We start from the raw sequence: 18853 nt of genomic DNA, 5'->3' as shown, positions 1-18853 counted from the left end.
CAGAATCGCACGATCAAGCACCAAATCGTGCGATTCTGCGTCTGCTCGCGAAAACAGGGGGGCCGCTAGGAGGCCAAAACGTTGACGCCCCAACGGAACAGCGGTGGCAGCGTCGCGCACGCCGGAACGATGGCACGGCGCGACACCATCGGCGTACTGGCCAGCACCAACCCGCGGGTGAGCAACCGGTAGTCGCGGGTGACGCGGTGCCAGCCGCGTTCGTAGGACTGCGGCGCGTCGTCAACGATGGCGCGCACCGCCACCGCGGCCTGCTTCACGGCCAGGCTAATTCCCTCACCGGTCAGCGCGTCCTCGTAGCCTGCGGCGTCGCCGACCAGCAGCACCCGGCCGGCCACGCGGCGCGAAACCACCTGCCGCAACGGGCCACAACCACGTGCCGGGCCGCGGTCCGCGCCATCCAAATGTTTTGCGAGCCAAGGGAACCAGTCGATTTCCGGTCGCTGCCGGGACAGGATCGCAACACCGACCAGGTCCGGTTCTACCGGCGTCACGTAGGCCTCACCCCAGCGCGACCAGTGCACCTCGACGGACTCCGACCAGGGCGGCACCCGGTAATGCCAGCGCAGCCCGTGTCGGCGCGGGCTGCCGGTGCTCGACGCGATCCCGACCGAACGTCGCACCGTGGAATGCAGTCCGTCGGCGCCGATTAGCCATCTGGCCCGTACGCCGGCGGCGGTCACCCCGTGCGCGTCCTGCTCGACGGCGGTCACTTTGGTTCGGATCCATTCGGTGTCTTGCTCTTTGGCGCGCGCCGACAGGGCGGCATGCAGCGTGGTGCGTCGTACGCCTCGGCCCGGGCCGGTGCGAAACCGTGCCTCGGCCCGACGATGCTCGCTGACGTAGGCGATGCCGCGAAACGGTATGCCGGCCGGGTCGACACCCAGTGCGGTCAGCTCGGCCAGACCGCCGGGCATCAGACCTTCACCGCACGCCTTGTCGATCGGATTCTCACGTGGCTCGGCCACAATTACCGAAAGCCCTTGCGCGCGTGCATGTAACGCGGTGGCCAGCCCACCCGGGCCGCCACCGACGACGAGCAAGTCGGCGTCAAAGGTCACGTGTAACCCAACACCGAGTTTTCCACCCGCAGTCGTACCGCAAGCAGCGCGGCATTGGCCAATGTGAAGCACACCGCGGTCAGCCAGGCGGTGTGCACCAACGGCAGCGCAAAGCCCTCGACCACTACCGCTACATAGTTCGGGTGGTGCATGAATCGGTACGGGCCCCGTACCACCAGCGGCTCGTGCGGCAGCACGATCACGCGCGTATTCCACCGCTTGCCCAGCGATGTGATGCACCACCACCGCAAGCCCTGACTCAGCACCACCAGTGCCACCATCGGCCAGCCCAGCCATGGGATGAAGGGCCGGTGCAGCGCCCAGGGTTCGATCAGGCATCCGATCAGCAGCGCGGTATGCAGCGTCACCATTACCGCGTAGTGGTTGCGGCCGAACTCCTTGCCGCCCTGGGTAAAAGACCATCGCGCATTGCGCTTGGACACGACCAGCTCGGCCAGCCGTTCCAGCGCGACAGCAAAAATCAGCAGGTTATACATGGCCCTACCACTCTAAAAGCACCAATTCTGAGCAGAAGGCCGGGCCCATCGCGACCATCAGCCCGATCGAACCCGCCGGCGGCGGATCGGCCATGTTGGCTCCGAGCACGTCCAGCACAGACACCGATGACAGGTTGCCGTTGCAGCGCAACGATTCTCGAGTGTGGTCGAGGGCATCGACGGGTAGACCCAATACGTTCTCGACCGCCTCGATCACCCGCGGCCCACCGGGGTGACACACCCAGGTCGACACGTCCCGCGGCGCCAGCCCGTGGTCGGCAAGAAAGCGGCGGACATCGTCGCCCAGGTATTTCTCGGTCACGGTCGCTACGTCGACCGACAACACGATGCGGAAGCCGTCGCTGCCGATCTTCCAGCCCATCACATCTTCGGTGTCGGGGTAGATGCGGCTGCGAGTCGCCAGCACCTTGGGGCCGCTGCTCGTCCGATTGCCGCCCTTGGTGACGACGGCAGCCGCGCCGTCCCCGAAGAGGCTGGAAGCCACCAGATTGGCCACGGAGTTATCTTCGCGCTGAATGGTCAGCGAACATAGCTCGACGGCCAGCAGCACCCCCACCTGCTCGGGAAAGGCGCGTAGGTAGTCGTGCATTCGGGCTATGCCGGCCGCGCCCGCGACGCACCCCAGCCCGAACAACGGCACTCGCTTCACGTCGGGACGCAACCCCACCCGGTTCGCCAGTCGCGCCTCCAACGTCGGGACGGCAAGGCCGGTGACGCTGGTCGAGAACACGATGTCGACGTCGCACGGCGCGACACCGGCCTGATCCAGCGCATCGGCCAGGGCCTGCTCCGCCAGGTCGAGGGCGACCTCGACGAACGTGTCGTTGGCCTCGGTGAAACCGCTCAAGGTGGCATAACGCGACAGCGGCAGGGCGGTGTGGCGCGACTCTACGCCGCTGCGCAACGCGAACCGCTGAAACTCCGGGCCGGCAAAGTTGGTAAGCGCCGCAATGGTTTCCGCCTGGGTGTTGCGGTGCGGCGGGAACTTCACGGCGACGCCCGCTACCGAAGGACTCGGCGTCTGAACGCCGGAGTGCGCGACCCGGTCGGCTCGGTGCCGGGCGTAGGTACCGGTGTGGGTAATAGTCATGCTCGAAGTTACGGTGTCGTCGGCCGACGGGTTCAAACAGCGGTTTGACCTGGACAGATTTGCGCGCGCTATCGGCGGGGTACCTATCCGGGGAGCCCCTGGGCGGGCCGCCGCACTACTCAGATCATCAACGGTTAGGTTGGCAATATGCGAATTCTGGTGACAGGTGCCACCGGATACATCGGTTCTCGGCTGGTTACGGCGCTGCTCAACGCGGGCCACGAGGTGGTGGCGGCCAGTCGAAAGTTGGATCGGCTCAAGCGGTTTGGCTGGATTGACGAGGTCACACCCGTTGCCCTGGACGCGGGTGACCCGGTGTCGCTGCGCGCGGCGTTCGAGTCCGCGGGGCCGATTGACGTGGTGTACTACCTGGTCCACGGCATCGGGCAGGCCGACTTCCGCGAAGCCGACCGCAAGGCGGCCGCGAATCTGGCCGCCGCGGCCTGTGACAGCGGCGTGCACCGGATCGTCTACCTGGGCGGCTTCGTTCCGGACGACGAGACGCTGTCGGAACACCTGACCAGCCGCGCCGAAGTGGCCGAGGCGCTGACCATCGAAAACGGCCCAGAGCTGGTGTGGCTGGGTGCGGCCATCATCATCGGTGCCGGCTCGACATCATTTGAGATGCTGCGCTACGTCGGTGACCGGTTCCCGCTGATGCCGATGCCCGGCTGGATGGACAATCCGATCGACCCGATCTCCATCCGCGACGTACTGCACTACCTGGTTGCGGCGGCTACCGACCAAGTGCCTGCCGGGGCCTACGACATCGCCGGCCCCGACACCACGTCCTATCGCGGCCTGTACAAGACGTATGCCCGCATCTCCGGCCAGTGGCGAGCCGCGCTGCCCGTGGTCGGTATCAACACCGCACTCGCCTCGCGCGTCACGGCGCTGGCGCTACCGGTGCCTCCCGGGCTTGCCGGAGACCTGGTGGAGTCGCTAGACCACCCCATGCGGGCGTCCGGCAACGGGTTGCAGAACCGGGTGCCCGACCCGCCCGGTGGTTTGCTGACCGTCGAGGATGCTATGTCGCTGGCACTGGCCGGTACCAAGCGGACGCCGCGACCGGTCAATGCCCTGGCCGATCCGCACGACCTCGCCGATACCGATCCGGACTGGGCCGGCGGTGACGCGCTGCGCATCCGTCGGCTGGTCCGGGCGGTCACCCCATCCTTCGCATGGCCCACCCTGGGGCTGGTCAACCTCGTTCCCGGTCCGGTGGCCGCGGCGATGCGGACCAGCCTTGACATCCTGCTCGCTCTGACCCCGAAGGGGCTTATTGCATGAGCCAATCCACCGCAACCTGCCCCCAAGATGGCGCGCTGCAGGAGCTGCGCCGCGCCTTGACCAATGTGGCTGTGCCGCACCATGAATCACCCGCGGTGGTGCGCCGGCGACGAATCGTCGTGGCCATCACCCTGGTCGCCGGCGCCGTCGTACTGGGGTTCTCGTTGCGGCAGACGCCCGGCGACCCCGCCTTCTATTGGCTGACCTTCTTGCTGGCGGCGGTGTGGATTCTCGGGTCGTTCTTATCGGGTCCGTTGCATCTCGGCGGTATTTGCTGGCGGGGACGTAACCAGCGCCCGGTGATCACCGGGACCACCATTGGACTGCTGCTCGGTGCGACGTTCGTGGTGGGCGGTCTGGTCGCGAGGCATATTCCGGTCGTCGCCGAGCTCATCACCCATGTGCTGAAGTATGCGAATCAGGGCGCTTTCTGGCTGGTGGTACTGATCACGCTAATCAACGGCGTGGCTGAGGAGATGTTCTTCCGCGGCGCGCTCTACACAGCTCTGGGACGCCACTTTCCGGTGCTGATATCGACGATCCTCTACATCTGCGCGACGCTGGCCAGCGGAAACCCGATGTTGGGATTTGCCGCCATCATTCTCGGTACGGTGTGCGCGCTAGAGCGCCGGGCTACCGGCGGGATCTTGGCGCCGATGCTCACGCACTTCTTCTGGGGTCTGATCATGGTGCTGGTTCTGCCGCCGCTGTTCGGCGTTTGAGACGACGTTGCGCGCCAGGGCGCGCAGTGCGGCAGAATGCACGGGCCACAACAGATACCAGTACAACCGGCCCGTGACGCCGCGGGGCAGCAGCGTCGCACGTTGGGTGTATTTGCTGCCCATTTCCTGTTGTGAGACAACGATTTCCAGCCACGCCTGCGCCGGGGCGCGCACCTGAGCCTGCAGCCGCAGCTTGGTGCCAGGCTCGCTTTCGGTGATGGACCAACGCCGGGTCGATCGCCCCCGCCCAAGCGGGAAGCGATGGCGGCCGTCGCGCACGGCACTCTCTGCTGCCTGCCATAGCTCGGCGGGCTTCGCGGCAGTGACGGCGGTCCGCTCGTCGGTGTAGACGATTTCACCGGCCCACTGCGGGTCGCTGGGCAATGACTCGCCCGGCTCGGATTGCAATGAAGTCCAACTACGTCCGAACAAGCCACGTCCGGCCCGGTCGAGCGCCGTCGCCACTGCTTTTCGGTAGCTCGTGAGTCCACCCGGCGGGGGTTCGATAATCGAATCGATGTCGCGGTTGCGCATCACCGCATCGCATTCCAGCGATTCGATCAGCGGGCGCGCCAGCCCCGGCGGGATCGGGGTCACGGTGCCGACCCAGAGGCTGGCGATCGACGGAGTCAGGAACGGCAGCACGATCAGGCGCCGGTCGCTCAGGCCCGCGACCTCGGCGTAGCCGCGCATCATGTCGCCGTATTCCAGGACGTCCGGCCCGCCGATATCCCAGGTTCGTGACGACGGCACCGCAACGGTGGCCGCCCGTACCAGATAGTGCAATACGTCGCGCACCGCAATCGGCTGAATCTTGTTGTGCACCCACTTCGGAGTGGTCATCACCGGCAACCGGTCGGTGAGGTGTCGGATCATCTCGAACGACGCCGACCCCGAGCCGACCACAACCCCGGCCTGCAGCACGACGGTTTCGATCCCAGACTCGATGAGGTGCTCGCCAACCGCTCTACGCGACTCGAGATGGGGTGAGAGGTCTTTGTTCTCGGGATGCAGGCCGCCCAGGTACACGATCCTGCGTACGCCGTTGCGCTTTGCGGCCGTTACTACGTTGCGCACGGCGCGCTCTTCCTCGGCGGCGAAATCCTTTGTCCCACCCATGGAATGGACCAGGTAGTAGACGACGTCGATGCCGTCGAAGGCCTTGGTCAGCGACTCGACATCGCTGAGGTCACCCGGCGCCACTTCGGCATCGGAGCGCCACGGCACGTCATCAAGTTTCGCCGGATTGCGTGCCAGCGCGCGCACCGCGTGGCCGGCATCCAGCAGTTGCGGCACCAGCCGAGCGCCGATGTACCCGGTGGCGCCGGTTACCAGACAGCGAGGACGTTCGACCGTCACAAAACCCCAATCCCTATCCCGTGCCAGCTATTCGGAGCCGGCGCAGGAAGGGATTGCCCGTTTTGGGGCGGAATCACTCAGGAATCGGTGAAGTTGGGTGAGCGGCGTTCCTGGAATGCCTTGGTGCCCTCTTTGAAGTCCGGTGCCTGCAACAGGCCGGACTGGCCCTCGAACTCGCGCTCGAGCGTCGGGTTGAGTTCGGTCAACGTGGCCGCATTGATCGCGCTTTTGGTCTTGGCGAAGGCCACCGCAGGACCGGTCAACAAGCGCGAGACCACCTTGTCCACCTCGGCGTCGAACTCCTCGGCCGGATAGACCGCGCTCACCAGGCCCCACGAGAGCGCTTCGGTGGCGGTCAATCGCTCGGGCAGCAGCGCCATCCGAAGTGCGCGGATCCGGCCGACCGCCGCGGCCACCAAGGCCGATGCGCCGCCGTCGGGCATCAAACCGATCTTGGTGAAGGCGAGCATGAAAAATGCTTTTTCAGAAGCCAATACGACGTCGCAGGCCAGTGCGATGGAGACGCCGACACCGGCCGCCGGTCCTTGGATGACGGCAACCACCGGGTGCGGCAGCGCGGTGATGGCTCGGATCAAGCGGTTGATTTCCAGGATGATCTCGTCCGGCGGGACGCCGCCACCTTCGGACATGTCGTCGGCGCTGATGCCTGCTCCGGAGCTGAAACCGCGACCCGCGCCGCCCAGCCGCACCACCCGAACGCCCGGGTCGGTGGCTGCGCGTTCCATCGCGTCGGCCAGACCGGTAATCACCGGGATGACCAGGGAGTTGAGGCTGTCGGGGCGGTTGATGGTGAGCGACAGCACGCCCTCATTCAGCTTGACGTCGAGACCTGCGACGGGGGCGAGAGCGGCAATTCCAGTTTCGGACATGGCATTCACCCTAGTTGCACGGTTGTTGCGGGCGGCTGCGAAGATGCAATCAACCGGTTGTTCGACCCGGACGGCGGGTCGAAAGACGTCAGAGCGGACGAAAGGTCGGTAGGCCCATGGCGGGACCACTGAGCGGTTTACGAGTTGTCGAACTGTCGGGAATCGGGCCGGGCCCGCATGCCGCGATGATTTTGGGAGACCTGGGTGCCGACGTGGTGCGCGTCGACCGGCCTTCCGGCGCCCCGGGCGGGGTCGTCAAGGATGCGATGAGCCGCAACCGCCGCGTCGTGACCGCCGACCTCAAGTCCGATGCGGGCCGCGAAACGGTGCTCAAACTCGTCGCCAAGGCCGACGTGCTGATCGAGGGGTACCGTCCCGGCGTTACCGAGCGGCTCGGCCTGGGTCCCGAGGACTGCGCCAAGGTCAACGATCGGCTGGTCTATGCCCGGATGACGGGTTGGGGCCAGACCGGGCCGCGTAGCCAGCAGGCCGGCCATGACATCAACTACATCTCGCTCAACGGCATCCTGCACTCGATCGGCCGGGCCAACGAGCGCCCGGTGCCACCGCTGAACCTGGTCGGCGACTTCGGTGGCGGGTCGATGTTCCTGTTGCTCGGCATCCTGTCGGCCCTGTGGGAGCGGCAGACTTCGGGCAAGGGCCAGGTGGTCGACGCCGCGATGGTCGACGGATCCAGCGTGCTGATCCAGATGATGTGGCAGATGCGCGCCTCGGGCATGTGGACCGATGCGCGGGGCACCAACATGCTCGATGGCGGAGCGCCCTATTACGACACCTACGAGTGCGCTGATGGTCGTTACGTCGCCGTCGGCGCAATCGAACCGCAGTTCCACGCGGCGATGATCGACGGACTGGGGTTGGACGCTGCCACTCTGCCACCGCAGAACGACGTGCAACGCTGGCCGGAGCTGCGCGCGGTGTTCGTCGAGGCCTTCGGCAAACACGACCGCGACCACTGGGCCAAGGTGTTTGGCGACTCCGACGCGTGTGTGACCCCGGTGCTGGCCTTCGGTGAAGCGCACACCGAACCGCACATCACCGAGCGCAACACCTTCTACGAAGTCGACGGCAACCTGCAGCCGATGCCCGCCCCGCGCTTCTCGCGGACCGCGCCGGAAACGCCGCGACCGGCGCAACCGGTGGGGGACGTCGAAGCGATCCTCGGCGACTGGGTATAGCTCAAGGGCTTCCGGACGAGTACGGCACGCGGCCGTGCACATCGTGGAGAACGCGATGCGCTACGGCGAAGGCATGCCGACGAAAAAAGCCCCCCGCTAATGCGGGGGGCTTAATTCGGAACCACTTGGATGGTTATCGACGAAACCATCGGGTGACGGTGGGTTCGGCCATCAACAAACGCGCAATTACGCCCATGGTGTTACCTCAGCTCGCTGTCGGCAGGGGTTGCCAGTCTTCGAACTGCTCCGAGGTCTCACCTTCCACGAGCATGTCGCCGTGGTAGAGAGCCTCGAAGTCAGCCTTGATGACATCGGCACTGGTGTCGTCGATCCACATGACATTGAGCGTAAGAGCTGGCATTAAGGAATCAGTGAGTCACGATTCGGAAAATGGTGGCAATTCTTACCGGTGGGTAGGGTTCGCTCGATTCGCGCGAGGATACCCAATCGTTACTCGTTTGAACCATCGCTCATCAGCGCTCGTATCACCGACGAGGTGTTGTTTGACACCTGTAAGTTAGCGTTGCTAAGTTATCGCGGATATGGTGTGTTGCCTTCTCGGGACGGCGCGCGCCCGCGGCCGGAGGGATACAACATGCTGCAGAGGATCGCACGACTGGCCATTGCGGCTCCGCGCCGCATCATCGGCATCACCGTGCTGGTCTTCATCGCCGCGGCGATCTTCGGCATCCCGGTCGCTAATAGTTTGTCTCCGGGTGGCTTCCAAGACCCCAAATCGGAGTCCGCGAGGGCCATCTCGGTCCTAACCGACAAGTTCGGGCAGAGCGGTCAGCAGATGCTGATTCTGGTGACCGCACCCGAGGGCGCCAATAGCGAGCCGGCCCGCAAGGTCGGCACCGATCTGCTCGACCAGCTGACGAAATCGCCGTTGGTGTACAACGCCACGTCACCCTGGACCGCACCGCCCGCCGCCGCAACCGACCTGGTCAGCAAGGACGGTAAGTCCGGTTTGATCGTCGTCAACCTCAAGGGCGGCGAGAACGACGCCCAGAAGAACGCACAGACGCTGTCGGACAAGTTCATTCACGACCGCGACGGCGTCACCGTTCGCGCCGGTGGCTCCGCAATGGAATACGCCCAGATCAACAAGCAGAACCAGGCCGATCTGCTGGTCATGGAGATGATTGCGATTCCGTTCAGCTTCCTGGTCCTGGTCTGGGTGTTCGGCGGGTTGCTGACGGCGGCGCTGCCAATGGCTCTCGGGGCATTGGCCGTTGTCGGATCGATGTCGGTGCTGCGCTTGGTCACATTCACCACCGAGGTGTCGATATTCGCGCTGAACCTGAGCACCGCACTGGGTCTGGCGCTGGCCATCGACTACACGTTGCTGATCATCAGTCGCTATCGCGACGAACTGGCCGAAGGGGCCGACCGGGACGAGGCGCTGATCCGCACCATGGCGACCTCCGGCCGTACGGTGATCTTCTCCGCCGTGACCGTCGCGTTGTCCATGGCGGCGACGGTCGCATTCCCGATGTACTTCCTCAAGTCGTTCGCATACGCCGGCGTCGCGACCGTGGCTTTCGTCGCGACGGCATCCATCGTGGTCACCCCGGCCGCCATCGTGTTGATGGGCTCGCGGATCGACAAATGGGATGTGCGGCGGCTGGCGCGCCGGGTTTTACGGCGGCCCGAGCCGGTGCACAAACCGGTCGAAGAACTGTTCTGGTACCGCTCGAGCAAGTTCGTGATGCGCTACTGGCTGCCCATCGGATCCGCCGTCGTGGCGCTACTGCTGCTACTCGGTTTGCCGTTCTTTCAGGTGAAGTGGGGGTTCCCCGACGATCGGGTGTTGCCCGAGTCAGCCTCTGCGCATCAGGTCGGTGACCAACTGCGGGAGAATTTCGCCCGCGACTCGGCCACGGCCGTGCCGATCGTCATTCCCGACGCGCGCAATCTGACCCCCGACGATCTCAGCAAGTACGCGGCCGAGCTGTCCCTGGTGCCCGATGTTGCCGCGGTGTCCGCGCCCACCGGAACATTCGTCGGCGGTAAGCCGTCCGGACCACCGGTCGGTGCGACCGGGATTAACGACGGCAGCGCCTTTGTGACCGTCAGCAGCACCGCGCCCCTGTTCTCCCGCGCCTCCGACACCCAGCTCAAACGGCTGCATGAGGTCGTCGGACCGGCCGGCCATACCGTGGAGATGGCTGGCGTCGCACAGGTTAACCGGGACAGCGTTGACGCCGTCACCGACCGGCTGCCGCTGGTTCTGGGCTTGATGGCCGCCGTCACGTTCATCCTGCTGTTCCTGCTGACCGGGAGCGTGGTGCTGCCGTTGAAGGCGCTGGTCTTGAATGTGCTCTCGTTGACTGCGGCATTCGGCGCGCTGGTGTGGATATTCCAGGACGGCCACTTCGGCGCGCTGGGCACCACCCCGAGCGGAACGCTGGTGGCGAACATGCCGGTGCTGCTGTTCTGTATCGCGTTCGGGCTGTCGATGGACTACGAGGTGTTTCTGGTGTCCCGGATCCGCGAGTATTGGTTGGCCTCGGGTGCGGCCCGCCCGGCCAAGCCGACCGCGGCCGAAGCCCATGCCGCCAACGACGAGAGCGTGGCGCTCGGGGTTGCTCGCACCGGCCGGGTGATCACCGCGGCCGCGCTGGTCATGTCGATGTCCTTCGCGGCACTGATCGCCGCGCACGTGTCGTTCATGCGCATGTTCGGGCTGGGGCTGACCCTCGCCGTGATCGCCGATGCCACGTTGGTACGCATGGTTCTGGTTCCGGCCTTCATGCATGTGATGGGCCGGTGGAACTGGTGGGCGCCAAAGCCGCTGGTGTGGCTGCACGAGCGGTTCGGCATCAGCGAGCACGTGGCCGTCCCGGTAACGCAGACCGAGGAGACCGCATCATCTGATCGCAAAACCGATGGCAAAGCCGATCCCAAGGCTGAACATAACGGCCAGGACATTCACGCCTCGGTGACGCGCAATGGTTGACGTCTCGATGCGCGGACTTCGTCGCCAGCGCGCCCCGCGCGGTTCGGGTGACCGGTTACGCCACGAAATCCTGGACGCGGCAACCGCATTGCTGCTCGAGACCGGGCAGGCACGGGCGGTGTCGATTCGATCGGTCGCCGAACGCGTCGGCGTCACTTCGCCCTCGATCTACCTGCATTTCCAGGACAAGGACGCGCTGCTGGACGCCGTGTGTGCTCGCTATCTGGGCCGCCTCGACGAAGCCATGGAGCGGGCCGCGCTCGGCGGGACGGACACCATCGACGCGCTGCGGGCCCAAGGCATGGCATACGTGCGGTTTGCGCTGCAGACCCCCGAGTTGTACCGACTGGCCACCATGGGCGAGTGGCGCTCCGGCAGCAATGTCGACATGGCCCTGGACAGTTCGGCGTTCAAGCACATGCGGGCCTCGGTTCAGACGCTTATGGACGAGGGTGTCTACCGGACCGATGACCCGACCATGATTGCTTTGGAGCTGTGGACGGCGGCGCATGGGGTGGCGGCGATTCTGATCGCCAAGCCGCATCTGCCGTTCGGTGATGCCGATGCGTTCGCCGAACGGGTGCTGGGCGCGGTGCTGTGCGGCCATATGGTCGCCGGGCTCGTAGGGCCCGATGCGACGCCGCAACGGCTGGTGGAATGGGTAGAGGAGCAACGCTCGGCTAAGGAAGCGCAGATATGACGTCCGGTGGTTCTGGTACAAAAGTCAGCAACCCGTTCTTTGCCCGGTTCTGGCCGGTGTTCGCCGCCCACGAGGCCGAATCGGTCCGCGTCCTGCGTCGGGAAAATCTGGCCGGATTGTCTGGTCGGGTGCTCGAAGTCGGCGCGGGTTGTGGCACGAACTTCGCCTACTACCCAGACACCGTCACGCAGGTGGTGGCGGTCGAGCCCGAGCAGCGGCTGTTGGCCAAGGCGCGCGAGGCCGCTGCCGACGCGCCTATCCCGGTCGAGGTGACCAGCGAGTCGGCTGAGGAGATCGGCGACGCCGAGCCGTTCGACGCGGTGGTCTGCTCGCTGGTGCTGTGCTCGGTAGACGACCAGGCCGAGGTGTTGCGACGGTTGCATGCGGTGCTGCGTCCGGGTGGCGAGCTGCGCTATCTCGAGCACATCGCCAGCGTTGGGGCGCGCGGACGGTTGCAACGCGTTGCCGACGCGACGGTGTGGCCCAGGTTGTTCGGTAACTGTCACACCCATCGCGACACTGAACGGGCGATCGCGCAGGCCGGGTTCGAAGTGGCGCAGGCGCGGCGGGAATGGACGCTGCCGGCGTGGGCGCCGCTGCCGGTGTCGGAATTGGCGCTGGGCCGGGCGCGGCGTCCCTGATCTTCTGCGCCTACTTCAGCAGCGCCGGCAACTGCTCGAGTAGCCCGGGCAGCGCCTGGCTGGCTGACTCTCGCACGCACAGCGTGGCGTGTCGGGACAACGGCGTCGGCTCGGGATTGACCTCGATCACGGCGGTGCCGCGCGCCAGTGCCATTTCGGGTAGCCCGGCGGCCGGGTAGACGATCGAGGAGGTCCCGACCACAACCACCACGTCGGCGTTCTCGGTGGCCTCGACCGCGCTCTGCCACGGCCCCTGCGGTAGCGATTCGCCGAACCATACGATGTCCGGCCGGATCAGGCCGCCGCAGCGACACACCGGCGGCTCCACTTCGATCGCCGCCTCGGTCATCACCGGCAGCGGTTCGCTATAGCGCACATTGCAACGCGCACAACGGAATTCGAAGAGACTGCCGTGCAGGTGGTGCACCGGATCGCTGCCGGCGCGCTCGTGCAGATCGTCGACGTTCTGGGTGATGACTGTGACCTCGGCATGCTCCTGCCACTGGGCGATCGCGCGGTGCCCGTCATTGGGTTGCACGTCGCCGACGAGGTAGTGACGCCACAGATACCAACCCCAGACCCGTTCGGGATTGCGTTCCCAGCCCTGAACGCTGGACAACTCATAGGGGTCGAAACTTGCCCACAAGCCGTTCTTGTCGTCGCGGAACGTCGGTACCCCACTCTCCGCGGAGATCCCCGCGCCGCTAAGCACCGCCACTCGCATCCCACAAACATAGCTGTGGGTGGGCAATACTGGACGGGTGGACTTGCGCGATTTGTTGAAGGTTGACGTCAAGGCCGGAAAGCCGTTGTTCGACCAGCTCAGGACCGGGGTGATCGACGGAGTGCGGGCCGGTTCGCTGCCGCCGGGCACCCGGCTACCGACCGTGCGCGACCTGGCCGGCCAGCTCGGCGTCGCCGCCAACACCGTCGCCCGCGCCTACCGCGAGCTGGAATCCGCCGCGATCGTCGAAACGCGCGGACGGTTCGGCACTTTCATCTCACGCTTCGATCCCACCGATGCCGCCATGGCGGCCGCCGCAAAAGAGTACGTGGAGGTGGCCCACGCGCTCGGGCTGACCAAGAACGACGCGATGCGTTACCTCACAAACGTCCCGGACGACTAGAACTCCAGCAGCGTGAGGTTCGGACGAAGCGGGTCGAACAGCGGGACCCGGTAGACCGCGGACATCGCGGTATTGAAAATCAATCCGCGGCCGGGCGGCAGGCGCACATCGTGGACCGCGCGAACGCCGGGAACGGTGTTGACGAGATCGGCGGCCTCGGCGACCGTCAGGCTGAACGGCATCGTCGGCACCTTGTAGCGCAACGACGTCCGGATACCCAGTCGGCTGAACATGCTGAACCAGCGCGGCGGCAGGTCGAAAAGCAGCTGACCGCCGGGAAATCGCTTGGCGCACTCCGTGATCAGCCCCAACGACTGCTCGGGCTGCAGATACATCAGCAGCCCTTCGGCGGTGATGAATACGCCGTCGGTGGGATCCAATGCGTCCATCCAGCTGTAGTCCAGGGCCGATTGGGCGAGCACCGAGATCCGCGGGGACGACGGCAGCAGTCGCGCCCGGATATCGATGATCGGAGGCAAATCGACTGTCAGCCAACGAAATTGGGAATCCGGCAAGGCCGCTTCCAAGCGCCAGAAACTGGTTTGCAGGCCCTCCGCTAACGCCACGACGGTGGCTGACGGATGGGTTTTCAGATAGTCCTTGGCCGCATCGTCGAAGGCGCGGGCCCGTACCGCGATGTCCTGGCGGGTGGGGCCGAACTTGGCGAAGTCGAAATCGATCGCGTCGACCAGCGCCACCGCCATCGGGTCGTCGATGATCGCGTCCGGATGCCGCGCCTCCGTTGCTCGGGCATTCAGTGTCAGCAGCGCGGTTTCCGAGACCCCGCTCAGGACGACCTTGTGGGCGCCTTGTTCCTGGTCGCTCATTTGAGCACCTTAGCCAGCGTCCGCAGGTTGCGTGTTGTGGTGGCGGGCTTGTAGCGCTTGGTTCCCATCGTCTTGCCGATGGCGCTGTCCAGCGTGCTGCCCTTACGCACCTGCCAGTAGACGACGCCGTTGCCGCGCGCGATCTTCTCGTCCGCGCCGGGGGACAGGTTGGCTAATTCGTCGAGCACACCGGCGTCGGTGACGAAGGTGACGTAAGACTGGTATCCGTCGACCTCGCGCTCGAAGGGGTAAGCCGCGTCGATGCTCCGCACCGTCTCGACGTCATAAGCCAGCACCCAGGCGTCGTAGCCGAACCGCTCGCGCAGGGCGGCTTCGGCTTTCTTGCGCACCGTCGCCGTCTTGGCCGACGATTCCAGCAGCACATTGCCGCTGGCCAGGATGGTGCGGACATTGGTGAAACCAGCCTCGGTCAACGCCTCGGCCACCTCGGCCATCTTCAAGTTGACACCGCCGACGTTGACGCCGCGCAGGAAGGCCGCGTATTTGGTCATGGCTCAATTTCACCAGGCCGCAAGGCGACGTAGGCTTTCGGCATGGGACGCCAAGTCTTCGACGACAAGCTGCTGGCCGTGATCAGTTGCAACTCGATCGGGGTGCTGGCCACCATCAAACGCGACGGCCGTCCCCAGTTGTCGAATGTGCAGTACCACTTCGACGCTCGGCACCTGACGTTGCAGGTGTCGGTCACCGAGCCGCGGGCCAAGACCCGCAACCTGCGTCGCGACCCGCGGGCGTCGTTGCTCGTCGATGCCGACGACGGGTGGTCGTACGCGGTTGCGGAAGGGATGGCGGAGTTGACGCCGCCGGCCGCCGCGCCCGACGATGACACGGTCGAGGCGCTGATTGCCTTGTATCGCAACATCGCCGGGGAGCATCCGGACTGGGACGAGTACCGCGAGGCGATGGTCACCGATCGTCGGGTGCTGCTGACCCTGCCGATCACGCATGTGTACGGCATGCCTCCGGGCAAGCGATAGGCTCCCCGGTATGGCTGAATCGGAATCTCCTGAGGACGAGACCAAGCGCAAGTTTCGCGAAGCGCTCGAACGTAAGTCCGCGAAGGCCGCGGAGGGCTCTGACCACAAAGACGGCGGCGGTAAGCAGTCACGCGCGCACGGTGCGGCAGGGAACCGTCGGGAATTTCGTCGTAAGAGCGGCTAGCTCTGTAAAGCCTTGTGCCGCAGTTTTTTCAGCGCTGGCGGGGGAACCGCTTTGCTGCCTTGGATTGCGCGACGTACTCGCGTGCACCCGGAGTCCAGAGTGCTATCACCGAAATAATTCCGGCGCCCACGATCACCACAGCCACCGGCCCGAGAAATATCGCGGGTAACGACAACACCGCAAGCGCGGTACCGACCAGCCTCGGCCAACCGTGGCCCTTGCGGACCGCGAAGGCGAACAAGAAGTAGGCCAACGCGAAAAGTATTCCGAGTGCCACCGCGGATGCCATCAACCATGTCTCGGCATTGTCGACGTAGTCGTTCGCGTAGAAGGAGGCGGTGCCGCTCGGATCGAGGTGCAGCGCTTTGTCGACCGAACCTCGAAGTTCGGCAAGGCCGTAGACTCCGAGCCCGGCAAGGATCACTGCCGCCACCGCTGCAATCAGCAGCGACGTGTAGGCAATGTGGACCGCGAGTGGACGAGTTGGCTTGGCCACCGCCGCGGGTTGGACGAGGGGCGGCGCGTAGTGGGCGAACTGCTGCTGTGTCGCAGCGCCTTGTTGCGGTGGCAGCGCGTGCGGCGGCAGCACGGGCGGCGGCATCGCGGGTGGTGGCGGTGGCGTCTGTGGCGGTGGGACCGGTGAACTCAGCGCCTTTCCCACCTCGCGAATACGGTGTGCGACAACGGGCGTGGTGTCCCGCACTTGCTGCCGCACCCGCTTCGATACGTCGGATTCCCCGAGCTTCTTGACGCGATCGCGCCAATTGTTTTCTGTCACCGATAGTCCAAAGAAGTGTCGTACCTACGGATATTTGATTCTTGTCTTCTTGATTTCGCCAGTGGGCGATACGTCGAAAGAATAGGTCCTGGGGCGGCTGGTCAGCACGTCGATCAACCAGAAGACAACGAAAGAGCCGCAGGTAGCGATGACGATCAGTGCCCACCACACGTTGGACAGCGCTTGGCGGGGATAGACGGTCAAAACGACTTGATGCGCGCTTCGCGACACGATCGTCGGCTGCTGGGCGTTCCACTTACCGCCCCCGGACGTTCCGGTAAGCCATTTGTCAAGTGCCGCATCAAGAACCGCGGAACGCTGCGCATGGGTCAATGGTTGTGGTGGAACCGCTTGTGTCATTAATCCCCCTGTGGCGGGCGAACCCCCCGATTCGCTGGTCTGACAGACCGGAGCAGACGGTACACAACCTCCGCAGTTGGCCGCAAACTCTCCTAGACTAGGCCCGTGCCGAAACTTCAGCTCGTCCAAGATGAGGCCGCCGACGCATTGCTCGAAGCCAATCCGTTCGCATTGCTGATCGGGATGCTTTTGGATCAGCAGGTTCCCATGGAGACCGCGTTTGCCGGGCCGAAGAAGATCGCCGACCGGATGGGTGGTCTCGACGCGGCCGAGATCGCCGAATACGACCCGGAGAAGTTCGCCGCGCTGTGCTCGGAAAAGCCTGCCATCCATCGCTTTCCGGGATCGATGGCCAAGCGTATCCAGACCCTCGCCGGGATCATCGTGGACCGCTACGACGGGGACGCCGCCGCATTGTGGACGGCCGGTGACCCGGACGGCAAAGAGTTGTTGAAGCGGCTCAAGGGCCTGCCCGGATTCGGCGAGCAGAAAGCCCAGATCTTTCTCGCCCTGCTCGGCAAGCAGTACGGAGTTACGCCGACAGGCTGGCGGGCCGCGGCGGGAGAGTTCGGCAAAGCGTGCACTTACATCTCGGTCGCCGATATCGTCGACGCCGAGTCACTGGGCCGGGTGCGGTCGTACAAGAAGCAGATGAAAGCAGCCAAAGGAAAGGCCACAACGTGAAAACACACATCACGTGTCCGTGCGGCGAAGCGATTGTCGGCAAGGACGAGGACGAGCTGGTCGAGCTGACCCAGGCGCACCTCGCCAGCGTCCACCCGGGTTTGGACTATGACCGGGATGCCATTCTTTTTATGGCCTACTAGGCCGTCTTAATCGCGCGGGTCGCTGCTGGCCTGCGTCGCGTCGCGCGCGAGGGTGCGCGGATGTACGGCGACACGCCGGTGTGGCTGGCATTGTGTGCCCGCTCGCGGCGGGTGGGGACCCACGGCCAGGTAGCAATCCCCAGCTACGGCACCACCGTTGAGCCGATGGTGGGCATGAACTGGCACTGACGATCCTTGGTGGTGACCTGCCCGAAGATCGTCGACATGATGCTGCCTGACCCGGTGTCGACGATCGCGGTCAACGTGGTCGGTCCCTCGGCGTTGATGTCGGTGCGCGGCTTGAGCGTGGCGGTGCCGGACTTGCCGGTGGTGAGGTTGACCCAGGTGACGTTCAGCGGTAGCCGCTGCACATCGGCGGGCCCGGGCGTGCCGACCGCGGTGAACACATAGGCGGTCTGGCCGGGCCGGGGCCCCGGCGTCGGAATGGCCGCAGGTCCCGCCACCGACAGCGCGGTTGCCAGTGCGTTGGTCCCGTCACCGAGGCAATTGGTGCCGATCGAGGGATACATGAAGTCCTGCGTCGGCGGAGCGTCGGGCCCGAAGGCCGCGGCCGCGGGAGCAGCAGCGGGAGCTGGTGCGGGAGCGGCAGCCGCCTCCGGCGCGGGGACGGCAGCGGGAGCCGGTGCGGGGGCGGCAGCGGGAGCTGGCGCGGGGGCGGCAGCGGGAGCTGGCGCGGGAGCCACAGCCGCTGGCGCGGGAGCTGGCGCGGCCGCGGGAGCAGCAGCCGGAGCCGGGGCCGGGGCAGCCACGGGAGCAGCAGCTGCGGGAGCTGGCGCAGCCGCCGGAGCAGGGGCCGGAGCTGCCACAGGCGCAGGACCAGCCGCGCGAGCGGGGTCGACACCGGTCGGCATGTGCGGGAGGGTTCCTGGTTCCACACCCGGCGGCGGCACGTGCGGTACCGCGACCGGCTCGGGCGGAGCCACCGCCTCCGGTGCCGGACCCGGTAGGTGCGGGGCGGCGGGATTGACCGGGTCGGCGACGAAGTGGCTGACCGACGAAGCGACGTTCTTGGCTTCGGTGGGCGCCGACGGGTTGTGCGCGAACGCCTGTGCCGCCGCCATCAGCAACTGCGTCGCTTGCCCCGGGTTAGTGGCGGCTTGCTGGATTATCGGACTCAACTCGGCCAACGCCGGCAGCCCTGGTAGCTGTTGAGTGGGATTGGGCGGCGGTGTCGCCGGGTCGGCTGCCGCGCTCGGGCAAAGTGCGAGCGCGGCAGCCGAAGTGACGACGACTGCGGCCAAACCTTTGGACAGACTCCAAGTGCTTGCCACGGTGTTTTCT

Annotated in this window: 23 protein-coding genes; 11 read left to right on the top strand and 12 right to left on the bottom strand. The window is 65.6% G+C overall.

The annotated features are described in order from the left end of the window. Positions 1–65: 65 nt before the first annotated feature. From A5634_RS21035 to A5634_RS21025, 3 genes are read right to left on the bottom strand one after another with little or no spacing between them, the layout of a single operon-like run. A complete protein-coding gene (locus tag A5634_RS21035) occupies positions 66–1079 on the bottom strand; it encodes an NAD(P)/FAD-dependent oxidoreductase (protein WP_065145955.1) in 1014 nt (337 codons plus the stop codon). Then, positions 1076–1576 (bottom strand): isoprenylcysteine carboxyl methyltransferase family protein, encoded by a 501-nt coding sequence (locus tag A5634_RS21030; RefSeq protein WP_065145954.1) that lies wholly within the window; start codon positions 1574–1576, stop codon positions 1076–1078. The genes A5634_RS21035 and A5634_RS21030 overlap by 4 nt, the downstream gene beginning before the upstream one ends. 4 nt (positions 1577–1580) lie before the next feature. After that, positions 1581–2687, bottom strand: coding sequence for a type III polyketide synthase (locus A5634_RS21025; protein ID WP_081290568.1), 1107 nt, complete (start codon positions 2685–2687; stop codon positions 1581–1583). A gap of 147 nt (positions 2688–2834) precedes the next feature. Between A5634_RS21025 and A5634_RS21020 the strand changes: the two genes are divergently transcribed. Further along, positions 2835–3977 carry an NAD(P)H-binding protein gene (locus A5634_RS21020; protein WP_065145953.1) on the top strand — a complete coding sequence of 381 codons (1143 nt, stop codon included), beginning with the start codon at positions 2835–2837 and terminating at the stop codon, positions 3975–3977. After that, positions 3974–4699: a CPBP family intramembrane glutamic endopeptidase gene (locus A5634_RS21015; RefSeq protein ID WP_065145952.1), complete on the top strand. Its 726-nt coding sequence runs from the start codon at positions 3974–3976 to the stop codon at positions 4697–4699. Before A5634_RS21020 ends, A5634_RS21015 begins: the two co-directional genes overlap by 4 nt. Here the strand turns inward: A5634_RS21015 and A5634_RS21010 are convergent. Both A5634_RS21010 and A5634_RS21005 read right to left on the bottom strand, forming a co-directional pair. Continuing rightward, a complete protein-coding gene (locus A5634_RS21010) occupies positions 4598–6058 on the bottom strand; it encodes a DUF2867 domain-containing protein (RefSeq protein ID WP_081290567.1) in 1461 nt (486 codons plus the stop codon). The two genes, A5634_RS21015 and A5634_RS21010, sit on opposite strands and share 102 nt — an antisense overlap. Before the next feature lie 77 nt (positions 6059–6135). Continuing rightward, a complete protein-coding gene (locus A5634_RS21005) occupies positions 6136–6948 on the bottom strand; it encodes an enoyl-CoA hydratase (RefSeq protein ID WP_065145967.1) in 813 nt (270 codons plus the stop codon). A gap of 116 nt (positions 6949–7064) precedes the next feature. Between A5634_RS21005 and A5634_RS21000 the strand changes: the two genes are divergently transcribed. Next, complete coding sequence (locus A5634_RS21000; protein WP_065145951.1) at positions 7065–8147, top strand: CaiB/BaiF CoA transferase family protein; 1083 nt, start codon at positions 7065–7067, stop codon at positions 8145–8147. A gap of 205 nt (positions 8148–8352) precedes the next feature. Here the strand turns inward: A5634_RS21000 and A5634_RS30035 are convergent, their stop codons facing one another. Continuing rightward, positions 8353–8484, bottom strand: coding sequence for a hypothetical protein (locus A5634_RS30035; RefSeq protein WP_142277073.1), 132 nt, complete (start codon positions 8482–8484; stop codon positions 8353–8355). 258 nt (positions 8485–8742) lie between these two features. Here A5634_RS30035 and A5634_RS20995 point away from each other — a divergent pair, with 258 nt between their 5' ends. The 3 genes from A5634_RS20995 to A5634_RS20985 are packed head-to-tail and all read left to right on the top strand — an operon-like array spanning position 8743 to position 12450. Further along, positions 8743–11109, top strand: a complete 2367-nt coding sequence (locus A5634_RS20995) for an MMPL family transporter (protein WP_065145950.1) — start codon at positions 8743–8745, stop codon at positions 11107–11109. A gap of 7 nt (positions 11110–11116) precedes the next feature. Next, positions 11117–11809 carry a TetR/AcrR family transcriptional regulator gene (locus A5634_RS20990; protein ID WP_065145966.1) on the top strand — a complete coding sequence of 231 codons (693 nt, stop codon included), beginning with the start codon at positions 11117–11119 and terminating at the stop codon, positions 11807–11809. Next, a complete protein-coding gene (locus A5634_RS20985; RefSeq protein WP_065145949.1) occupies positions 11806–12450 on the top strand; it encodes a class I SAM-dependent methyltransferase in 645 nt (214 codons plus the stop codon). The genes A5634_RS20990 and A5634_RS20985 overlap by 4 nt, the downstream gene beginning before the upstream one ends. Before the next feature lie 10 nt (positions 12451–12460). On the opposite strand, the gene A5634_RS20980 is transcribed toward A5634_RS20985, so the two are convergent. Further along, positions 12461–13174 carry an NAD-dependent deacylase gene (locus A5634_RS20980; protein ID WP_065145948.1) on the bottom strand — a complete coding sequence of 238 codons (714 nt, stop codon included), beginning with the start codon at positions 13172–13174 and terminating at the stop codon, positions 12461–12463. Positions 13175–13211: 37 nt separating this feature from the next. Here A5634_RS20980 and A5634_RS20975 point away from each other — a divergent pair, with 37 nt between their 5' ends. Next, the gene (locus tag A5634_RS20975; protein ID WP_065145947.1) at positions 13212–13577 is read left to right on the top strand and encodes a GntR family transcriptional regulator; all 366 of its coding nucleotides are present in this window, start codon (positions 13212–13214) and stop codon (positions 13575–13577) included. Here the strand turns inward: A5634_RS20975 and A5634_RS20970 are convergent. Beyond that, positions 13574–14404, bottom strand: coding sequence for a class I SAM-dependent methyltransferase (locus tag A5634_RS20970; RefSeq protein ID WP_065145946.1), 831 nt, complete (start codon positions 14402–14404; stop codon positions 13574–13576). The genes A5634_RS20975 and A5634_RS20970 overlap by 4 nt on opposite strands. Then, complete coding sequence (locus tag A5634_RS20965; RefSeq protein WP_065145945.1) at positions 14401–14916, bottom strand: DUF1697 domain-containing protein; 516 nt, start codon at positions 14914–14916, stop codon at positions 14401–14403. The genes A5634_RS20970 and A5634_RS20965 overlap by 4 nt, the downstream gene beginning before the upstream one ends. A 42-nt stretch (positions 14917–14958) precedes the next feature. Between A5634_RS20965 and A5634_RS20960 the strand changes: the two genes are divergently transcribed. Together A5634_RS20960 and A5634_RS28370 are read left to right on the top strand one after the other, a co-directional pair. Then, positions 14959–15402 (top strand): PPOX class F420-dependent oxidoreductase, encoded by a 444-nt coding sequence (locus A5634_RS20960; protein ID WP_065145944.1) that lies wholly within the window; start codon positions 14959–14961, stop codon positions 15400–15402. 10 nt (positions 15403–15412) lie between these two features. Further along, positions 15413–15586, top strand: a complete 174-nt coding sequence (locus A5634_RS28370) for a DUF5302 domain-containing protein (RefSeq protein WP_155769639.1) — start codon at positions 15413–15415, stop codon at positions 15584–15586. A gap of 28 nt (positions 15587–15614) precedes the next feature. On the opposite strand, the gene A5634_RS20955 is transcribed toward A5634_RS28370, so the two are convergent. Together A5634_RS20955 and A5634_RS20950 are read right to left on the bottom strand one after the other, a co-directional pair. Continuing rightward, positions 15615–16364, bottom strand: a complete 750-nt coding sequence (locus A5634_RS20955; RefSeq protein WP_065145943.1) for a hypothetical protein — start codon at positions 16362–16364, stop codon at positions 15615–15617. Between the two features lie 24 nt (positions 16365–16388). Beyond that, positions 16389–16724: a hypothetical protein gene (locus tag A5634_RS20950; RefSeq protein ID WP_065145942.1), complete on the bottom strand. Its 336-nt coding sequence runs from the start codon at positions 16722–16724 to the stop codon at positions 16389–16391. 105 nt (positions 16725–16829) lie between these two features. Here A5634_RS20950 and A5634_RS20945 point away from each other — a divergent pair, with 105 nt between their 5' ends. Together A5634_RS20945 and A5634_RS20940 are read left to right on the top strand one after the other, a co-directional pair. Next, positions 16830–17408 carry an HhH-GPD-type base excision DNA repair protein gene (locus tag A5634_RS20945; RefSeq protein ID WP_065145941.1) on the top strand — a complete coding sequence of 193 codons (579 nt, stop codon included), beginning with the start codon at positions 16830–16832 and terminating at the stop codon, positions 17406–17408. After that, a complete protein-coding gene (locus tag A5634_RS20940; RefSeq protein WP_063892814.1) occupies positions 17405–17551 on the top strand; it encodes a hypothetical protein in 147 nt (48 codons plus the stop codon). The genes A5634_RS20945 and A5634_RS20940 overlap by 4 nt, the downstream gene beginning before the upstream one ends. 143 nt (positions 17552–17694) lie before the next feature. Here the strand turns inward: A5634_RS20940 and A5634_RS20935 are convergent, their stop codons facing one another. Then, on the bottom strand, positions 17695–18843 hold the full coding sequence (locus A5634_RS20935) for an Rv1157c family protein (protein ID WP_065145965.1): 1149 nt from the start codon (positions 18841–18843) through the stop codon (positions 17695–17697). Between the last annotated feature and the right edge of the window lie 10 nt (positions 18844–18853).

It is taken from the genome of Mycobacterium asiaticum (assembly GCF_001673365.1).
GTDB classification, from domain to species: domain Bacteria; phylum Actinomycetota; class Actinomycetes; order Mycobacteriales; family Mycobacteriaceae; genus Mycobacterium; species Mycobacterium asiaticum_A.
Note: the sequence above shows the minus strand (reverse complement) of the source record. Positions and strands in the feature narration are given on the sequence as shown.

Coding starts and splice junctions, on each gene's coding strand:
- A5634_RS20950 (WP_065145942.1), bottom strand. CDS start 16,724: ATGACACAAGCGGTTCCACCACAACCATTGACCCATGCGCAGCGTTCC.
- A5634_RS20980 (WP_065145948.1), bottom strand. CDS start 13,174: ATGCGAGTGGCGGTGCTTAGCGGCGCGGGGATCTCCGCGGAGAGTGGG.
- A5634_RS21000 (WP_065145951.1), top strand. CDS start 7,065: ATGGCGGGACCACTGAGCGGTTTACGAGTTGTCGAACTGTCGGGAATC.
- A5634_RS20965 (WP_065145945.1), bottom strand. CDS start 14,916: ATGACCAAATACGCGGCCTTCCTGCGCGGCGTCAACGTCGGCGGTGTC.
- A5634_RS21030 (WP_065145954.1), bottom strand. CDS start 1,576: ATGTATAACCTGCTGATTTTTGCTGTCGCGCTGGAACGGCTGGCCGAG.
- A5634_RS21020 (WP_065145953.1), top strand. CDS start 2,835: ATGCGAATTCTGGTGACAGGTGCCACCGGATACATCGGTTCTCGGCTG.
- A5634_RS21025 (WP_081290568.1), bottom strand. CDS start 2,687: ATGACTATTACCCACACCGGTACCTACGCCCGGCACCGAGCCGACCGG.
- A5634_RS30035 (WP_142277073.1), bottom strand. CDS start 8,484: ATGTGGATCGACGACACCAGTGCCGATGTCATCAAGGCTGACTTCGAG.
- A5634_RS21005 (WP_065145967.1), bottom strand. CDS start 6,948: ATGTCCGAAACTGGAATTGCCGCTCTCGCCCCCGTCGCAGGTCTCGAC.
- A5634_RS20970 (WP_065145946.1), bottom strand. CDS start 14,404: ATGAGCGACCAGGAACAAGGCGCCCACAAGGTCGTCCTGAGCGGGGTC.
- A5634_RS20995 (WP_065145950.1), top strand. CDS start 8,743: ATGCTGCAGAGGATCGCACGACTGGCCATTGCGGCTCCGCGCCGCATC.
- A5634_RS21015 (WP_065145952.1), top strand. CDS start 3,974: ATGAGCCAATCCACCGCAACCTGCCCCCAAGATGGCGCGCTGCAGGAG.
- A5634_RS20960 (WP_065145944.1), top strand. CDS start 14,959: ATGGGACGCCAAGTCTTCGACGACAAGCTGCTGGCCGTGATCAGTTGC.
- A5634_RS20985 (WP_065145949.1), top strand. CDS start 11,806: ATGACGTCCGGTGGTTCTGGTACAAAAGTCAGCAACCCGTTCTTTGCC.
- A5634_RS28370 (WP_155769639.1), top strand. CDS start 15,413: ATGGCTGAATCGGAATCTCCTGAGGACGAGACCAAGCGCAAGTTTCGC.
- A5634_RS20990 (WP_065145966.1), top strand. CDS start 11,117: ATGCGCGGACTTCGTCGCCAGCGCGCCCCGCGCGGTTCGGGTGACCGG.